At 40.4% G+C, this 18,392-nt stretch carries 16 protein-coding genes and 2 pseudogenes; 9 read left to right on the forward strand and 9 right to left on the reverse strand.

Features of this window, described 5'->3' with window-relative positions; all coding sequences use genetic code 11:
• Positions 1-175 precede the first annotated feature (175 nt).
• The 3 genes and pseudogenes from tnpC to V7K41_RS32860 form a co-directional block, all read right to left on the reverse strand.
• Positions 176-1,294: pseudogene (tnpC, locus tag V7K41_RS13360) on the reverse strand (IS66 family transposase); the annotation flags it as partial.
• A 692-nt stretch (positions 1,295-1,986) separates the two neighbouring features.
• A complete protein-coding gene (locus V7K41_RS13365; RefSeq protein ID WP_334848798.1) occupies positions 1,987-3,033 on the reverse strand; it encodes a glycosyltransferase family 2 protein in 1,047 nt (348 codons plus the stop codon).
• 347 nt (positions 3,034-3,380) lie between these two features.
• Positions 3,381-3,725, reverse strand: a complete 345-nt coding sequence (locus V7K41_RS32860; RefSeq protein ID WP_442943185.1) for a hypothetical protein — start codon at positions 3,723-3,725, stop codon at positions 3,381-3,383.
• Between V7K41_RS32860 and V7K41_RS13375 the strand changes: the two genes are divergently transcribed.
• A complete protein-coding gene (locus V7K41_RS13375) occupies positions 3,678-3,851 on the forward strand; it encodes a hypothetical protein (protein ID WP_334848802.1) in 174 nt (57 codons plus the stop codon). The two genes, V7K41_RS32860 and V7K41_RS13375, sit on opposite strands and share 48 nt — an antisense overlap.
• Before the next feature lie 85 nt (positions 3,852-3,936).
• On the opposite strand, the gene cobJ is transcribed toward V7K41_RS13375, so the two are convergent.
• Positions 3,937-5,664 (reverse strand): precorrin-3B C(17)-methyltransferase, encoded by a 1,728-nt coding sequence (gene cobJ, locus V7K41_RS13380; protein ID WP_334848804.1) that lies wholly within the window; start codon positions 5,662-5,664, stop codon positions 3,937-3,939.
• Between the two features lie 489 nt (positions 5,665-6,153).
• Between cobJ and V7K41_RS13385 the strand changes: the two genes are divergently transcribed.
• Together V7K41_RS13385 and V7K41_RS13390 are read left to right on the forward strand one after the other, a co-directional pair.
• On the forward strand, positions 6,154-6,402 hold the full coding sequence (locus V7K41_RS13385) for a helix-turn-helix domain-containing protein (RefSeq protein ID WP_334848805.1): 249 nt from the start codon (positions 6,154-6,156) through the stop codon (positions 6,400-6,402).
• Positions 6,403-6,446: 44 nt separating this feature from the next.
• Complete coding sequence (locus V7K41_RS13390) at positions 6,447-7,073, forward strand: restriction endonuclease (RefSeq protein ID WP_334848840.1); 627 nt, start codon at positions 6,447-6,449, stop codon at positions 7,071-7,073.
• Between the two features lie 11 nt (positions 7,074-7,084).
• Here V7K41_RS13390 and V7K41_RS13395 read toward each other — a convergent pair whose 3' ends face one another.
• On the reverse strand, positions 7,085-8,194 hold the full coding sequence (locus V7K41_RS13395) for a DNA-methyltransferase (protein WP_334848807.1): 1,110 nt from the start codon (positions 8,192-8,194) through the stop codon (positions 7,085-7,087).
• 167 nt (positions 8,195-8,361) lie between these two features.
• On the opposite strand from V7K41_RS13395, the gene V7K41_RS13400 reads away from it, so the two are divergent.
• On the forward strand, positions 8,362-8,523 hold the full coding sequence (locus V7K41_RS13400; protein WP_334848810.1) for a hypothetical protein: 162 nt from the start codon (positions 8,362-8,364) through the stop codon (positions 8,521-8,523).
• Here the strand turns inward: V7K41_RS13400 and V7K41_RS13405 are convergent.
• On the reverse strand, positions 8,516-8,905 hold the full coding sequence (locus V7K41_RS13405; RefSeq protein ID WP_334848812.1) for a hypothetical protein: 390 nt from the start codon (positions 8,903-8,905) through the stop codon (positions 8,516-8,518). The genes V7K41_RS13400 and V7K41_RS13405 overlap by 8 nt on opposite strands.
• Before the next feature lie 228 nt (positions 8,906-9,133).
• Between V7K41_RS13405 and V7K41_RS13410 the strand changes: the two genes are divergently transcribed.
• The 3 genes from V7K41_RS13410 (at position 9,134) to V7K41_RS13420 (ending at position 12,068) form a co-directional block, all read left to right on the forward strand.
• On the forward strand, positions 9,134-9,361 hold the full coding sequence (locus V7K41_RS13410) for a hypothetical protein (RefSeq protein ID WP_334848813.1): 228 nt from the start codon (positions 9,134-9,136) through the stop codon (positions 9,359-9,361).
• Positions 9,362-9,419: 58 nt separating this feature from the next.
• Complete coding sequence (locus V7K41_RS13415; protein WP_334848815.1) at positions 9,420-10,307, forward strand: pirin family protein; 888 nt, start codon at positions 9,420-9,422, stop codon at positions 10,305-10,307.
• A gap of 357 nt (positions 10,308-10,664) precedes the next feature.
• Entirely contained in the window at positions 10,665-12,068 is a 1,404-nt protein-coding gene (locus tag V7K41_RS13420) for a collagen-like protein (protein ID WP_334848817.1), read from the forward strand.
• Positions 12,069-12,071: 3 nt separating this feature from the next.
• On the opposite strand, the gene V7K41_RS13425 is transcribed toward V7K41_RS13420, so the two are convergent.
• The 3 genes from V7K41_RS13425 to V7K41_RS13435 all read right to left on the reverse strand — a co-directional run bounded on the left by V7K41_RS13425 (position 12,072) and on the right by V7K41_RS13435 (position 16,542).
• Entirely contained in the window at positions 12,072-12,632 is a 561-nt protein-coding gene (locus tag V7K41_RS13425; protein ID WP_334848819.1) for a nitrate transporter, read from the reverse strand.
• Between the two features lie 608 nt (positions 12,633-13,240).
• Positions 13,241-14,416, reverse strand: coding sequence for a patatin-like phospholipase family protein (locus V7K41_RS13430; protein ID WP_334848820.1), 1,176 nt, complete (start codon positions 14,414-14,416; stop codon positions 13,241-13,243).
• A gap of 806 nt (positions 14,417-15,222) precedes the next feature.
• Entirely contained in the window at positions 15,223-16,542 is a 1,320-nt protein-coding gene (locus tag V7K41_RS13435) for a dihydroorotase (RefSeq protein ID WP_334848822.1), read from the reverse strand.
• A gap of 252 nt (positions 16,543-16,794) precedes the next feature.
• On the opposite strand from V7K41_RS13435, the gene lepB reads away from it, so the two are divergent.
• Both lepB and V7K41_RS13445 read left to right on the forward strand, forming a co-directional pair.
• A complete protein-coding gene (gene lepB, locus V7K41_RS13440; RefSeq protein WP_334848823.1) occupies positions 16,795-17,436 on the forward strand; it encodes a signal peptidase I in 642 nt (213 codons plus the stop codon).
• Positions 17,437-17,753: 317 nt separating this feature from the next.
• Positions 17,754-17,927, forward strand: a pseudogene (locus tag V7K41_RS13445) (MOSC N-terminal beta barrel domain-containing protein); the annotation flags it as partial.
• Between the last annotated feature and the right edge of the window lie 465 nt (positions 17,928-18,392).

An 18,392-nucleotide genomic window follows, 5' to 3' on the forward strand; every position in this document is an offset into this window, starting at 1 on the left:
CTCGTTTCTGAACTGGTAGTTCGCCCCGATTTATTGAGCAAATACCTGGTTTCTTGGTCTAGACACTGCTTAAATAGCTATCACTAGCATAATAGGGCAAACGCATCTTATTTGCTAGTAAAAACTAAGAGAGGAATGGCACTAAGAAAAGCTGAAACACTGTAAGGATTCAAATCTAATATTCAGGAAGTAGGGGAGGGCGAGACAGATAATTATTAGAATTAGCCAGCAGTGCTTGAGCAAAAAACTCAATGACAGACGTACCTTGACGGCGACAAGTCTGCACCACCGTCAACTTTCTTAGCAGTGTGTTGAAACCGCTCCATCGAACGAAAACCACCATTAACATGAGCGTTTTGTCACAGCCAAACGCAGCGAACGTTCAGCCTGATTGTTATCAGGAGGTACTTCAGGGTTGTCAAGAAAATACCACCATTGATTTGCTTGATCGCGCAAAGAACGTAAAAGATGGCCGGCTTTTGCTCCTGCTAGGTCAATCCACTGATTGAGTGAGGAGTGCAATTTAGATTTGAATTCATTAACCCAATCGTTGTAACTGAAGGAGTCAAGAGTCTGGAACCCGAAGAGCGTAATTTCTTTCATGCTTCATCAATTAAATTAACAAACGCTTCACCAATAGCTTGGTTGTGAAGACCTGGAAGTTGAATTAATTTTTTGAAGTGACGACGTAGATGAGCCAAACATTACGGCACGGGCAAAAACTTGATAACTATTGTAAACACTATAGTTATCTGAAGAGATTACACCTTGATATTTAGTTCATAAAATTGCTTCTAATTCGGCTGCTTTGCGAGTATCGGCTGCTGTAAATAAACAGAACTCAGAATTAGCAACTACCCACAACCATTCTTTGATACCTTTGACTGACCAAGGTGTTTCATCTATATGAACGTTAGGTTGCGTCTGTTTTACCCAACAACTCAATTCAGTAACACTCGGTTCAATTGCTTGAGTAATTCGTTCATTGGTTGCGACTATTGTTCCTAGCCCAATATCAATTTGTCCTAGTTCCCATAACATTTCTTGCTGTTTTTCATAGGGCATATGTGCATAATTATTCGTCCACCCTAAAAACGCCTGTAAAGAGATTCCTAAATCTTGTCCTGGGATTATATCTTGTGACCAGGAGGCTGTTTGTACATTTCCACAACACTCACACACGCAGGTATGGCGTTGATACTCAACTATTTCAATGGGATGTTCCACTAATTGTGCAAAAGAAGTGTTTTTCTATTTTTACTGCCACACCCGCAAATGCTTTTTGAAAAAGATATTTTTACCTCACACTTATATTATTTTCAATAGAGGTATGTATTGCTATTTTTATAAATGATAGTTTTATTCGTCCTTTTATCGGTGATGTTTTAGTAGTTATACTAATTTTTTGTTTTGTAAAAGCTTTGTGAAATATCCATTCATCCATCATCGCTTTATCAGTTTTTGCCTTTTCTTGTACTATCGAGATTCTTCAATATTTTAATTTTGTAAATAACTTATAATTACAAAAATATAAGATTCTGGCTGTTGCCTTTGGAAATGTATTTGATTGGAAGGATATCATTGCTTATGCAATAGGTATTATAACAGTCCTATACTTGCAAAATAGAACATGATTACTTAGAAGTTGTGGTTAGCTCATGAAAATTGTAATATTCTAAGGGGACGATCTGACTTTTTAAATTAACTAAAACCAGAATAATAAAGGGAGCATCCCAGTTTTTATTTAGCGAGCAAATATTAATCCATTAAAATTCTTCTATCTTTGCCAAGCTTTTAATTTATTCACTATTGGCGTTTTTGTACAGGATCTTCACTATTGCACGAAAGTATTCTATGACCTGTTGATGTTCTTATGTTCTTCAAGAGTCATGGATGTACCTGGTATTGATCGCTTTATTCTCCCTCGATAGTGTCCAATTACTCCCTTACCTCATATTTCTGTAACAATCTTTTGGTCTTACTTATTTAGGGCTTGCTGGGAGAATGAAAACTGGGATGCACTCTTGGTTTTCTTCGTTTTATCTGGAGATTATAAGACATTTCAAAAACTAATTCATTACCCATCACATAGTATTGAAATCGACGTTTAATAATATTGTTAAATTGAGAAATAAAATCATAAAAAAAGCCCGGATTTTTCGTGAGTTCTCTCAATGCTAATAACCAATTTCCTTGCTTGAGAGGCAATAAAACTTGATAGTAAGCAAAAGTTCTGTTGTAAACTGTAAGATTATAAGACAGAGCACGCATTAAAGGTGGATTTTTTTTCACAACTTTTTGCTGCATGAAAGAATAAGTAGATATACAAGATTGATTTAGACGTTTCAATCGGCTTTCACGTACAAGAGAAAAAGAGCGTGAACGGTAGAAATAATAGGCTTCTGGCACTAGAAAAAAGCGAGCGCCATTAATTAAGCATTTCATGTCAAGCCAAAAGTCCTCAGCTATGCTTAGGGTTTCATCGTACTCAATGCTGTGTTTAACCAAAAATTCTCGTTTGAACATAGGCTTACTTAAACCAAGATGCAGCCCTGCTTTTCCATAGACATCAGTCTCTACAAAATAAACGATATCAATTTGGAGAATTTTATCTATATGTTCTCCACTTTCTTGAATCAATGTACTCCAAGGCGATGTTGCACCATCTTTGATAAAATAAACATCGTCTGCAATCATATCTGCATTTGCTTGTTCTGCCAGCAACACAAGCTTTTCTAATCTTTCATGAGCATACCAGTCATCTGAATCAAGAACAGCAATCCATTCTCCTTGGGCTGCTCTAATAGCAAGATTACGCGCAGCAGAAACCCCAAGGTTTTGTGGATTAACTATCACTTTGAGACGTTGATCGGTAAAACTTTTAGCAACTTCTACAGTTTTATCAGTTGAAGCATCATCGACAACGATAACTTCAAGCTCAGTGAGTGTTTGATCTAAGACTGACTCTATTGCCTTCTTAATATAAACTTCAGTATTGTAAGCAGGGATAATTACAGAGATTTTAGGATTCATGAAACTAAACTCCTGACTAATAACTACATGCTTAGATTACAATGTTAAAATTCCAATGAAAATTTGTTGAAATCACAATCAAAACACTTACGGATTCGTTGGCGTTCGCGTTAGCGTCTCTAAAAGAGAAGCCTTTCGTAGAGAAGGAGCTTCGTTATCAATCGGATATTTAGATCCATTACTGAATTGTTGCATCACCAAATTTTCTTGTTTTGTGAGGTTCTTAAACCTGATTATTCATCCGCCAGTTGTACATAATTCAGAATAAATTCTGATTCTTGGCGAATGTATTCTGTTTGATAATAATTTATTTTTTAATAGCGTAATCATCAATGATTTTTACTTATTTAAATTGCAGTTAGGTGAGACATATTGGGATTTTCGTTTGAATGAAGTACATACACGAGTTGTATGGTAGCACAAATGCAAAATCCCATCCCTTTATCTTTGAGTGCGTGGTGTCCTGGTGGTCTGGCCAGAACAAAGCTCGGTTTTCCCACTTGCAAAACAATATCAACCCTATTCAACCAAGCATTTACAGCAAGGCAGACAACCTCAAAGCTTTGGGGAGAAATCTGTGTTGACTCAAAACAACCCCAACCTCTTGCAGAATAGGAGCGAACTTGCTTAATGTATTTGGTGGAATGAACTCGTTCAATCTCTTTGATGACATTTCTGGAAGTCGGAAGGATTTAACCATTGGATTTGGTCTGCTATTGTTGAGCTTCTTAACCTATCCAGAATTGCAGTCAGTCGTTCTGGCTGCTCAGGGTGCATATACCCTGTTTCATGTTGAAGGAATTTTTCGGAGTAGATGATGGGGATCGTTTAGTCTGGGGTTTTATTATGCGATCGCTTAAAAAAGTGCTTATCATGCCTCCCTTGCTCTCTTCGCTGACGTGCCTACTGTTCAGTATAGCGACGCGGCGTATAAACCCAGATATTACCATCGCGGCGCTTGATGGTTCGGGTTTTTGTGGAACCAACGAGAATAATTGTCCGCATATCAGCGCTTGCTGGTGTTAACTGGTCAAGTGCGATCGCTCTTACCGTTTGTCCTGGCCTACCAAGATTCCGGGCCAACACTACTGGTGTATCTGGTGTTCGATGTCGCAGCAAAATATTTCTCGCTTCTGCCAGTTGCCAGGTACGCTCTTTGGAAACAGGATTGTAAAAAGCAATGACAAAATCAGCCTCAGCAGCCGCCGCAATTCGTTGGGCGATCGCAGACCAAGGTTTCAAGATGTCAGAGAGGGAAATAGCACAGAAGTCATGTCCAAGGGGCGCACCAATGGCTGCTGCTGCTGCCTGCATTGCAGAGATGCCTGGGGCCACATGAATGTCGATACTGTCCCATTCGGGTTTGGCATAGCGATCGCATACCTCGAAAACTGCTGTTGCCATTGCATAGATACCAGGGTCGCCTGATGAAACTACAGCTACATATCGCCCAGATGCAGCCAAATCAAGGGCCATCTTTGCCCGTGCCTCTTCTTCGCGGTTGTCAGACTCATGCCGTTGCTTGCCATCAGCCAGAGAACCAACTAAATCTAAATACGTTTTATAACCCACTAGGTCAGTTGCCGACTTGAGTATCTCCTTCACTTCGGGAGACATCCACAGCGAACCACCAGGGCCCGTGCCAATAATCGCTAACCGTCCGCGTGGCTGACCGATGGTGTTGGGGTCAATTACTTCAGGGGCAATAGCGATCGCAATGTCGGGAGTTGAAGGAGTAATGGGAGATGTGCCTGTGGCGGCGATCGCTGCGGCTTGGGCGGGGCTATAACCTTGTGAAAGTAGACTTTCTAACTGATTTGCGGTGAAGAAGCGGGCGGGCACTTTCAAGGCGCTAGCTACCGCGTGGATTGCGGGATCGGCGGCGGCGGCGATCGGTGCAAATATCCCGGCGACTGATGCTTTTTCTAGTTTGGCATCAGCTAGTAACTGTTGTACTAAAGCTACTGCATCATCAATCATGCCACTAATTGCGATCGCGATCGTTGCTGGGTGATAAACAAGACAGTTGGCTGTAGGAGTTACCAAACGTTCTGTAACTTGGATAGTCAAATCTCCTTTTGGGTCTATGGGCAGTTTACTATTGCTCAACCAAGGCGCTATTCCTTCTAGCTTAACTTGCGCCCCAGCTAGCACATCTGAGATAAATTTCTTAGCATCATCTGGGTTCGCTAAATGGTATCCAGGGGGAGGAGATAACAACGTTGTGCCCAAACGTAAATTGCCTGTAGTCGTAATTGCAGGTTTGACATCCAGCGCTTCAGCAATGCGACGTGCCAAATCGTTTACCCCACCAAGTCCGCCCAAGAGAGGGACAACAGCACTTCCATCTTCAGCCACAGCTAGCACTGGTGGTTCCTGTCGTTTATCCAAGATTACCGGAGCTAGCGTCCTAATTAAAATGCCGGCGGCACAAATGCCAATCAGCGGTCTTCCTTGCACAAATAACTCGCGCAGCGTCTCGCCAAAATTTGTGAAGCTGACATCAACCCCCGATGTGCGACCCTCTAAACCGTATAGTGTTGCCCCTGGTAAGACGTTAATTATTTTGCGTGCTACTGTCACGCTATTTTGACCCAGTATTACAATGGCAGGTGCAATGTTAATCATCATAAATAGATATCTTGCAAAATTTGATATCCTTCAAATGAAACCACAGATTTAGATATGTAGCGACTTCACATTGACGACCTTGGGGAATTAAGGGTGTGATGTCTACGACAGGCAACTCTTAGAGAGGCTAGGCCCATTGGTGTCAACTTAACGCTAAACCCGCTTGGTAAAAACATTTTGTCCTCACCCCCAGCCCCTCTCCCAAGAGAGAGGGGAGCTAGACATTCAATTCCCCTTCTCCCTTGGGAGAAGGGGTTAGGGGATGAGGGCGTGAGGGATTTACAAAACGCCTGTCTGATATAGTTTTCGGTTTAAGTTGACACGTATGGGCTAGGCCAACTGCCTACGCGCGTGTTGTCTTCATATAGCTGTTAAAAACCTATTTTGGGTTTATCCCATATTAGGTTTTAGAATGTAACTGAGTTTAGCAATATGTAATAACTCTCATCGAGATCGAAAAAACCATCGCCAGAAAAAAGGCAAGCTAAAGTGCCTAAATCAGTTTTCAGCGAAGATTACGATCGGTTTCGCCAGCTACTTATCGAAGCCCGCAAAGCTGCCAAGCTTACTCAAGCAGAGTTGTCAGCAAAGCTAAAGCTTCCGCAATCTTATGTATCAAAGTATGAACGTGGAGAACGTCGTCTTGACGTGATTGAATTTTTACAAGTTGCCCAAGTTCTTGAAATCGATCCGCTTGCTTTTATCAAAGAATTGTTGAGATACCAAAAGGAGACGTAATAATCATTATTCAATATGTTGACTTTAACGCAGCAGATACAATAATTAATACCCAATACCAGAACGAATGGCATGAGATTAGTAATACTCTCACTAGAATGCCTTTGCATATCAAGGCTTCAGATCAAGCTGGAATTCAGGGTAATACAATATTTGATCCAGTAGGTACGAACGAATATATTAAAGCTGCTTTTATTCATGATGGTTGGCAATCAAATATTCCCATTCCAGCACCTTATAGATTTTTAGGTACAGATGTTGATTTTGCCAAATCTGGCATCATCATTGAAATTCAATTTTCTAACTATGCCTACTTACTCAATAACACTTTGCGTTCAGAATTGTTCTTCAAAGCTAAAACTGAATTTCTTGGATACCCGACTAATTTGGTAATTATAGTAACAAAGGCTTTGATGTTTCCTGCTTCTAGTAGCACTCTTTATTACGAGCAAGCTCTTAATCAATTAAAAGCTTTGACTAAATATCAAGTTTTTGATGTACCAATCAGATTGGTTGGATTATTTGAACAACAAAATACAATAGTGCCTATCATCTGGACTGAGTATTCATCTAAAAGATATTCTAGAACCGTGAATACTAGAATTAGTCGCCAATGCCAAATCATTACTGGACGTTCAGCCCGTAGTCGTTGTCTATTTAACTTATTGTAATAATTAATCTATTAACTCCATAATCTCAATTCAATTTGTTCTACTTCTTCTACTTGTTTTACCATTTGATTTTGTAAAGAGGTCTTTTTTCCATTCCCGTTAAGCTTTGGATCTAATGGAATCTCTTCACCTCTTAGATTAGCTGCAAAAGCAGATTCTTCATAGATTAATCTATCTTCCATTTCCTGCAAATGATAATCTTCTGAATAAATTTTTGCTTTGCTGCGTTCTGAAGCTTTATTTCCTACTTGCACATCAAACTTAAATTTATCAATAGATTGACCAGTTTTTTCAACATAATCGCGCAATGTTTTTAAATTTGGAAAACAACCATTTGGATCTGGATTGCCACTGAGACGACGCAAGGCAACTTGATGATATTTTGGTTCAATCTCTGACCCGATAAAATGGCGTTTATGATCTCTCGCAACCACCGCCGTAGTACCAGCTCCCATAAATGGATCTAAAATAATATCATTTTCGTTAGTTGTAGCTAATATAATTCTAGCTACCAAGTCTTCTGGAAATTGGCAGGGATGTATAGTTTGTTCTTCATGGTTATGTTTAACATTCCGAAACAGCCAAATATCACCAGGATTTTTTCCTTCTGGATTGCATGAAAGTTCTCCCTTTCGATTTCCTCGATAATGTTTCTTATTTTGATATTTTTGTGGAACTCTAATAGCATCTAGATTAAATTTATAGTTATCCGATTTAGTAAACCAAAGAATAGTTTCATGTCTACAAGAAAACTTTTTCTGGGCATGAAGACCATGTTGCCTAGCCCATATAATTCGGTTACGAGGAATTAATCTGCATGACTCTAAAATCGGAAAAAAGCGAATATCCAGAGGAATCAGCATTCCTCGGTTAGAAAAAGCACCAACTTGCCAAAATAGCGAACCTGTATTTTTGAGAATCCGGCTACATTCAAGCAAAACGGCTGTTTGTTCTGCCAAATAAATCTCAAGAGCCTGCCTTGATTCGTATTCTTTGCCTAGATTATAAGGTGGAGAGGATACAACTAAGTCAACACATTCATCTGGCAGATTACTTAGCAGTTGTAAGCTATCCTCTAAGAGAATCTGATCTAAGGGTAGATTCTCTTTATTAGTCTTCATTACGATACCTACCTTGCAAGTAATACTAGGCTTTCGCCATCATAACCTAAAATAGGTTATTAGCCAATGATTAAGAAAAACATCAATAGTAAGTAGAGTATAATACCATACTTACTTTAACGATATATCTTGCTGCTGTAGACATAGCTAAAGGCGATGGAGAAGCGATGTCTCACGACAAGCCGCTTTGCATCTACGCATTTTTGAGAAAATTAGGAGTGCGATCGCATTCTCTTAAAAAAGTGCGATCGCCTGTTAAATTGGAGATTGGGACTCCAACCAAATATCCAAAGAATTTCTTCCCCAATCCCCAGTCTCAACTCAATTAGCTTTACGCTCTTTGAGTACTTGATCTAGTAAGTTTCTAGCAGGTTGTGCTTTAGCCAACGCTACTTGATGGTCATTATAAGCACGAACAAGGCGAGAAAGACTGCTCACACCTGTTTTGAGTTGCTCAAGTTCTTCACCAGCAACTAATTCTCCATCAAGCATCCGCCCAATCAACGGTTTGATATCGCCCACTTCCTGCCGGACTTTTTGGAGCTTTTCTAGAGAACTCAGTAAGGTTTTTAGTGAGTTCAATATGTCGTCAATATCCTGGGCATCCTCCACTGACTCAGACGGATTTTCAATTGCGATCGTATTTTTGTCTGAAACTGTAGGTAATTCCTCTACAGACGTTTCACTTGTAACCCCATTTGACCGTGCCATCAACGCTTCCTCAAGGAATTTTCCTCAGTGTATCGCTGATTTCAAGTTGCCAAAGATAGTATTGTTATAATTCGTTAAATAAATACTTGTACAAATTCAACTCTACGTTGCGATCGCGAAACTAAAGAATTCCCTTAGCTCTAAATCAGGGCTATTTCATTCTATTTTGAGGATTCAATTGGTATAGGTATAAGTAAAAACAACGGACAACATATAAACACAGCAATAATGATTGATTTTGAACCTTGGGACAGGTTGTTGCGTCAGTATGTCGAGCGCCAAGGTCGTGTGAATTATATTGCTTGGAAAACTGAGCAACCTCAAGCGATCGCACTTGTCAAAAGACTCTCTAGTTGGCAAACAATACTTCTAATAGTAAAAAAGGATCGAAGAACAAGCGATCGCATTGGCATCAACTCTACAAAACAAACAGATAACTCATTTAAGATTAGCTGATTTACAAGTAAATATACTTATAATAATTACAGCATTTACTAATCACCTGCGATGATTTATGGCAATCCTTCAACTGATTGAACCCAAAGTTAAAAATCTGGGTAGGTTTTTTGCCCGCCGCAGTTTGCCATATCCTAATCGCCAAATGGTTGGGCCGTTTATCTTTTTCGATCATCTTGGCCCGTCCGTTATGCCCCCCAATCAAGGCATCGATGTCCGACCACATCCTCATATTAATCTGGCAACTGTAACTTATTTATTTGACGGTGCTTTGATACATCGCGATAGTTTGGGTACTGTGCAGGAAATCCAACCCGGTGCAGTGAACTGGATGATAGCAGGAAAGGGGATTGTACATTCAGAACGCTCACCTGACTCTGACCGTCAGCAAGAAACTACTATTCATGGTATTCAAACCTGGGTCGCCTTGCCTGTTGAACATGAAGAAACCGAGCCAAGATTCATTCACTATCCTGCTGAAACCCTTCCCACCTGGGAAGACAATGGCGCTACGATCAAACTTATTGCTGGACAAGCATTTGGCTATACCTCACCTGTGAAAGTTCTTTCACCTATCCTCTATTTAGATGCAGTGTTGTCTGCCAACGCTCACTTCACTATCCCTACTGATTATTCACAAAGGGCAGTATACAGTGTCACGGAGGGATTGAGGATTAACGATCAACCGATAGAGAAATATCGTCTCGCTATTCTAGAGCCAGGCGATCGGATTAGGGTTTCTGCTACTGCCGCTGCTAGATTTATTGTTATTGGCGGTGAGCCTTTAGGTACACGCTACAAATGGTGGAATTTTGTCTCTAGCCGACCAGAGCGAATAGAGCAAGCTAAAGTTGATTGGCGTGACTCTCGCTTTGCTAGCGTGCCAGATGAAACAGAGTTTATTCCACTGCCGGAAGTGGTAACAGAAGCTAATCCTTTTTCATAAGTGTGTCACACTTCGACACTTACTACCTCGCTTTAGCGCTGTTTTATAACTCTCACAAGATAAAAATTTGAATATAAGGTGAGTCTTTCGCGTAAACTGACCCAGTGACGACCATGTTCTAACCAATAGAGCCAGAAAAAATACTATTAACCCAAGTTGCCAGTTACTCTTATGGGCGAGGCGATCGCTTCGGCTGTGGGATTGGTCTTTTTGATTGTAGGTTGGTGGATTTTCTCTGCTTCCTTCAATAAATGATAAGTTTTTAACCGGACACGATATCACTGGACAAGAGGGAGCAAATTGTTGAAAGTCAGCGTCAGGAGTAGATAATTCGACTAAAGTTTTAGGTGTAACTAGATGCACAATGGTTTTAGGAGTAAGCTGCCACTACTGCTGACATTCTGCTTATTTACTAGCTTTTTGCCTGTCTCAGGTTCAGTTTTCTGTCCAGCCGTTGCCTCTGACGAATATTATAAAGTAGCCAGAAATTATGGCAGAGATGGACACGCAGGAACCGATGGACGTGAGGGTAGAGATGGTAGCAGTGGTGAAAACCAAAATATTTTTGTCAATGGTTCACCCGTTAATCTTGACTTGTCCGGTAAAGATGGTGAAGACGGGGAAGACGGAGAACATGGTTATCAACCTGACTGTGGTTCCCAACCTGATAACGTCAGCCACAACATAAACGCACCAGATGGTGGTAATGGCGGTAATGGTGGCAAAGGAGGAGATGGGGGAAATGGTGGTTCTCTCACAGTGTATTACAGCAATTTGGCAGACTTACGGAATATTTCTGTCCGAGCAACTAGTGGGGAAGGTGGGCGCGGCGGTAGAGGTGGCAATGGTACGGAGGGTTGTAACTGTCACAGACAAAGATGGGAAGTAAAAACCTGTAAGGGAACTCCTGGTAGCCCTGATTATAAGTGTACTGAAAAGGTTTATAGATGTAGCGATGGTAGCGATGGGCGAGATGGCAGCAATGGTAGCGATGGTAGCCAAGGGCGCTTAGGAACTTTGAGTATTGTTAATAGCAAGGAACCTTTGGCGGGTGATACTCCAACTGTGCAGCTACCAATTTCGGAACTGATAAACAAACAGTTCTCACTCTCGAAGAATAAGTGGAATCAACGCGTGGGAGCAGCTTCTCTACTTGCTCCTGGTTCTGCGATCGTTGATGATTACCGTGAGTTTGAACAGCGTCTAGAAGAGGCTTTTCAAATAGTTTGGCAAGAAAGACAACCCATTACCAGCTTTGGCAATCAAGTTGTAACACTAAATTTAACTGATAACAAACAAGTAGAAATTACTTTTTCTGAGGAATTATGGGTTGAGGGTAACACCAAAAGTGAGGCTAACTTCACAACATTTACCGTTAACCATGCCATTCCCAAAAAAGATGTCACCCGGTTAGCTGTAGCAGAGTTTGCCGATGCCGGACAAAATCTCAACTTAAAAATAGTCGATTTGGCAGCCAAGTCTGATGCTATTAATACTCAATTTCGCGTGAAATTCCGCGCCCAAGATAGCTTGCACGGTTTTTCTGGCTACAAAACTGAATATGAAGGAGATATTCCTAACCAACTTGTGACTCGTGACTACAACCGTTTTACTCTAGCTTTAGGCAAGCTCAAAATTCCTGACGAAGCTTTACGCCCTGGTGTGAATGTTGATATTGAAGTCGTAGCAACTCGTTCTTTGGGAATACGTTCTGCCAAGCAAACTATTAGCTGGCAGGGTGCAATCCGCAAGCCTAGATAAAGTTTAAGAAGATTTTTTCCCATCTGAAACCATTTGCGAGAGAATATAGGCTGCGAAATCTAGTAACTGATCCAGCAAAAAACCAATGATACCGATGTATAAGATTACCTGGATTATGTAATCAGCATTGCCAGCCTTATAAGCATCCCAGAGGGTAAAGCCAAGTCCTCTTGGGCCTGTTAACATTTCTGTGGCAATAACAATAAACCAGGCTACCCAAATGCTAACTTTCAAGGCATGAAATATATGAAATATAGCTACACGAAAGTTATTATTCTGTCTCTTGAAATGCTGCATACCTATTGCCGTATTAATAATCATCGTCCAGAGAGTTCCCACAAAAACTACTACAATAGCAGCCGAGTTGCTTTCTTGAAACATGATTAGAGCAATAGGTAGCAAAGCTATAGGAGGGATACTATGAGGTATCTGAAATATCAGCCGAAATAGCTGATAAATCATGCTATTTATCCCGATTAAATATCCGATAAAACTACCCAATACAGCGGCTGGAATATAACCAACAAATAACCGTTGCAGGCTAGCTAAAATGTCTAAAAACATATTATTTTCTCTGCCTCAGTTCTCATGGAAAACATTCGGGAAATACTGCGGCAACAACACAAAACAGGGCTGAGAAAAATGTATTTGATTACACATTCTATTTTTTTGCTAAAAGGTTTTTTATATCTTCTCCCCGTTAATTAATAATTAAAAAACTTAGGTATTATTACGATGTGATAGTAGTAGTACAAAGAAGAGGTAAAGCTTGACTTTACTAAACTTTATCAGAAACGCAAATTTTAATTAGTAAATTAAATACAATTTCTAGAATTTATCAAAGAAGGCAGTTATTGCTAGAGCTTATACCATTTCTTTGTGAGGCTGCGCCAAATTTTAACTTCTTTCTTTGTGTCCTTCTCTAACGAGATGCTACGCGAATGCGTCCTTCTCCCAAGGGGAGACGCTAACGCGAATGCGGTTCGTTTTTCTTTCTTGTACTTATGGTTTAGCGCATCTTCATACAGAATCGGTATTACGTGCGATCGCCCCTTGATTATCTAAACTGATGGAACGAGCGAGAAAAAGTCTTGAGCAGACTGTAGGGATCAATTGGATGGGTATTCAAACCCCAACCAATTGTAGACACTTGTAAAGAATGACACAGATCGCTAGTTATCTCTAATAAAAGACGCGATCGCTTTTATTATCGGAGAACCGGAGTCGTCTCTGGTGTAGTATGTAAGACCGCGATCGATGAATGCAGAGGTAGTATCTATTAACTGCTGAAGAATCTCGGAATTAGTATTATCTATTTCTTCAGTGACTTTTTCCCCTGTAAATTTATTTTTCCGCTCTTCTGGAGGTAAGACAATGCGAGGATCTTTATAAGTCTCTTTTGGTTTGGGTTTAAATGTCTCATTTAAGTCAAACTGAAGACGTAAGTAACGTTTCGACTCATATCCACCCATAATTTGTCGGCAAATCGTACTATCAATCTCAGATGTAGGTTCCATGAAGATGTTAGTAAGATTTTTGATCCAGTCTAAGCCTCTCCATTTGCTTATTTGCTTATATTGATATGGTTGACCAGTTTGACCTGTGCCAATAGAAAGGATAGAAATATCTTTTAATTGCACATTATCTAGTTTATATTGTTGCTTGATTTCTGGAGATACTGAAGACTGACTAATCCTCATCGCTAAACTCAAAGCTGCAAGAGCAGGGTTATTAGCAGAAACTCCTCCATCAATGTGTGGGAATTCCCAGTCACCAAATTTTTGTTTATCTACAGGTTCTAATTTATATGGTGGAAAAAAAGTAGGTGCTGAGGCAGAAGCTGTACATATTTCCCATAAATAACAGTCATCGTACCATCTGTCTCCTAAATCGGGATGACAATTTGTAAAAAAGGTTGTGTTGCGATATAGCGTATCGTAAGCAAGAATCAAAAGAATGGGTTTTTCGATATCCTTGATTCTTGTGGATTTATAGGCATCTTTGAGGACACTAGTAATTCCATCATGAGAATATTTAGATGGAGAAAATACCTCAATAATTGATTTGATGATGGACGGAAAGTTTTTGTAGCGCTCTTTTATTTGTAGAGGAAATATATCTTTACCTCTATTTTTATACAGTTTAATGAGTTCATCACTCTCCTTTCCTATAGCAATCCCTCCTGCTAATATTGAACCAGTAGAAGTACCAGCAACCATGTCAAAATATTCGTGTAAAAACTCTCCTTTTCCTTGATTTCTAATTTCTTGTTCTACCTGTTGAAGTATTCGTGCTGCAACAATTCCACGAATACCGCCACCATCTAAAGACAAAATTTTGAAGGACATAGCAATTATCTTTGATTATTTTTCTGGTTATCTTTCTGGGGACAAGTATCATGAGATGAATCACAATACGGTTCCATTAGCTTGTTTACTCTTATCCGACTTATCCGACTTATCCGACTGGAAGAATACTTAAGTTTTTTTTAACGAACTGCCTTCTCTACGAAACACTACCTATAGCTTGCTTCTCTGTAGAAGGGTACGCATAGCATTGTGTCAAATTAACGTGAAAGCCAGCCTAGAAGCAGCTTTTAGATATTGTCTCGTTCCCAGTCGGAGAATGGGAATGCCGTCCTAGTGACTCCCTCTCCCTTAATACTGTTCGGTTAAGGCAAGAGACGCGATAAATCGCCGTCTCTACAATAATCAGTCTTTCGTCTTGACGGCAATTTATCGCGTCTTTGTGATGATTTATCACCGAAGAGGTAGAGGGGAAGGGAGTTCTTAGCAGGGGGAACAAGCCCTTCTCAAGAGCGACAAGCATTGCGGAACATGGGTATGAAGCCCCGTCTTTCCAAGACGCTTGGACTGGGGCGGAGTACAAGCAAGAGTCTCAGTCTCCCCCCCTGCCCCCTGCCCCCTGCCCCCTGCCTCTTTTGACATCTTTAGCGATCTAAATAGGTAATCTGATAGCGGGAATGGAGTAGTTGTTGAAGATTTAACTTGAAACACTTAGAAATACAGCAAATTTTAACATTGTGAGGTACAGAAATACCCCACTCGCCCGATCTGGCGTGAAGCTTGGGGAGGAATATACCTCATGTAGTTGCTGTAAATTCAGGGTTTTAGTAAGGTTAAATAAATATTTGCTACAAGAAAGTTAAAGCTTGACCCCGCACTTGCGTATTTACCTGGCCTTTGTCATAAACTATTTCACCGCCGACAATAGTGGTTTTAGCCCAACCAGTAAGGTTCCAGCCTTCAAAGGGACTCCAACGGCATTTGGTTAAAAGTTCCTCGCGCCGGACTGGACGGTATGTGTTTAAATCTACAAGCACTAAATCGGCATCATAACCAGGTGCGATCGCTCCCTTATTCGGAATACCATAAGCCACAGCTACAGCTTTAGACATCCAGTTCACAACTTGAGCCACAGTACACTTTCCTTGCATTGCCGCAGTTAACATCAAAGCGAGGGAAGTTTCCACCCCAGGCATTCCCGAAGGAGTATTGGGGTATTCTTGAGCTTTTTCTTCTAAGGTGTGTGGCGCGTGATCTGTAGCGATGAAATCAATCACGCCATCGCGCAAAGCTTGCCAGAGAACTTCGTTATCGTGGGGCGATCGCAAAGGGGGATTCATCTGTGCTAAAGTGCCAATCTGTTTATATGCACTAGTATTTAATAACAAATGCTGTGGTGTCACCTCCGCTGTCACCCAACTCGGTTTTTCCTGACGCAGCAAATCTGCTTCCAGCGCTGTTGACATATGGAGAATATGCAACCGACGTTGATATTTTTGAGAAAGTTTTAATGCTAGTTGGGTTGCAAGCATTGCCGCTCGATCGTCTTGAATTTGCGAGTGAACGGCTGGATCGTGAATATTGGCAAATTCTTGGCGGCGTTGGTTGATTCTAGCTTGATCTTCGGCATGAACGGCAATTAAGCGATCGCCTTTGGCAAATATCGCCTCCAATGCTGTTTCGCCATCAACCAACAACTGACCATGCATCGACCCCATGAAAATCTTAATTCCTGGTGTTGGCTTTGCTAAAAGCAAATCTGGTAAATTCTCTGCTGTTGCCCCAATAAAAAAGCCATAATTAACCAAGGACTTGTGTGAGGCCCGTTCTAGTTTGTCGTCTAATGCCTGCTGTGTAGTTGTTAGGGGGCGCGTATTGGGCATTTCTAAAAATGTTGTGACTCCCCCTTTAGCACAGGCACAACTGGCAGTGAATAAATCTTCCTTGTGTTCTAGTCCAGGTTCCCGGAAATGTACCTGCGGATCGATAACTCCTGGCAACAAAGTTAAGCCTTCTGCGTCAACTTCAGTGGCTAGTGCTGTTTGGGAGATTTCTGGCGCAACTTCGACTATTTGGCGATCGCGCGTCAACACATCCCCAACCATCAGTTCACCATCGGGTAAGATTATGCGAGCGCGGCGAATCAGTAACATTTTTGGCGATGACATAGAGATAACCAAGTTTAGACAGGGAGCTATGTATTACAGAGAACCATGCTTTTAGGTTAAACTTATTCGCGATCGGAGTAATCAATTTTTGCCGCGCCTTAAAAAAAAGTTTATTTTTAAAATCCACAATCTAAAATTGGTAGTCAAGATGCAAACATAACTAGGAAATTCAAATTTTCCCGTTAAGATTAACAGATCGAGTCTCACTAGGCTAGTTAATTACCTACATCTTTCGTTAAGTTAAGTAATTTCATGCATAATCAAGTGTCTGATAACAACTCTAGTCAACAACCCGATAATTCTTGGATCGCAGAGCTAGGTAGAACAATTGTATTAAGCATTGTTTTAGCTCTGGGAATTCGTACCTTTGTTGCTGAAGCACGCTGGATTCCTTCTGGCTCAATGGAACCGACTCTGCATGGTACGCCAAACCAGTGGGAGGCAGATAAAATTATTGTCGATAAGTTGAAGTATAAATTTGCTGACCCGGAACGGGGAGATATAGTAGTATTTTCACCGACGAAAGAACTACAAAAAGAACAATATCAAGATGCTTTTATTAAACGTATAATTGGCTTACCTGGAGAAAAAATACAACTTAAGGATGGCAAAGTCTATATCAACAACAAACCTCTCCCAGAATCTAATTACCTCAGTTCTGGGCAGACTACAGTTATTGATGTTTGCCAATCAGGGCCACAGCCACCTTTTTTGGCAAAACCCCAGACTATACCAGCCGATTCATATTTAGTACTGGGTGATAATCGTAACAGTAGTTATGACAGCCGCTGCTGGGGTGTTGTCCCCCGCCAGAATATTATTGGACGTGCTGTAGTTCGTTTCTGGCCTTTAAATCATGTTGGTGGAATCGATAAATCGCCAGTATATCCATAATTAACAAACAATATTGCTCAAATAGCTCATTAACAAAAAAATTTTAGATTTTAGATTGGGGACTACTAAATCACCAATCTAAAATCCAAAATCCGTTTTGAAAAGTTCAGTTCGCTCTTAGCATTGGGGACTTCCAAATAAAAAAATATTCAATTATTTATTGTGAGGTGGGCGTCTTGCTTGCCCATTTCCTATGGCGGGCGAGATGCCCACTCTACAAGATTGAATAATTTATTTCTTGGAGTTCCCTTGGCAAAGCCAGATGCTAAAAGGAGATTGCTGCGACTTTTTGCCAAATCTCAAATCCAAATATTGCTATGACACCTTACCTAGCTAAGATTTTACTGTATCCAGTTAAATCACTGGATGGTGTTGAAGTTGAGAACGCTAGAGTTCTTGCCAGTGGCGCACTACAGTATGACCGCAAGTTTGCAATTTTTGACGAACAAGCTAGATTTGTCAATGCCAAGCGTCATGCTAAAATCAAACTTAACATTTCGTCAAAATAAAAAATACAAAGTAAATTTTTTTGGATTTTTTTGTTTATGCTGTGTATTTGCATGACAATTCTAAAATTGTTGTAGTTAAATATAAGTTTTTGTACAAGTCCAGAGGTTTTCAGACCAAAAAATCAAGACATTAGCAATTAAAAATTAAATTTAGGATTGGGTGCTAATGGCGACCTGAATTTTAGAATGGCATACTGGAGCTTATTGATTAAATTTCAGTTCATCTGAGAAAATTTGTTGAAATATTGCCAGATAAAACTGAGCAAATTCAGGTGCGATGGCGTACCTACGTAGGCGATTTCTATAATGGACTACTCCTGCGCAAAGATTGAAAATTAGGCGTTGGAGGAATTGTGCCAGTCAAATAAGTACAAGTATTTTGTACTGTTTTATACTAAAAATATAAAATTTTTATAAAAATCAATGTATGCCGTAATTATACTTATA

Origin of the sequence: Nostoc sp., from assembly GCF_036917415.1 — a bacterium.
In the GTDB taxonomy this organism is placed as follows: Bacteria; Cyanobacteriota; Cyanobacteriia; order Cyanobacteriales; family Nostocaceae; genus Nostoc.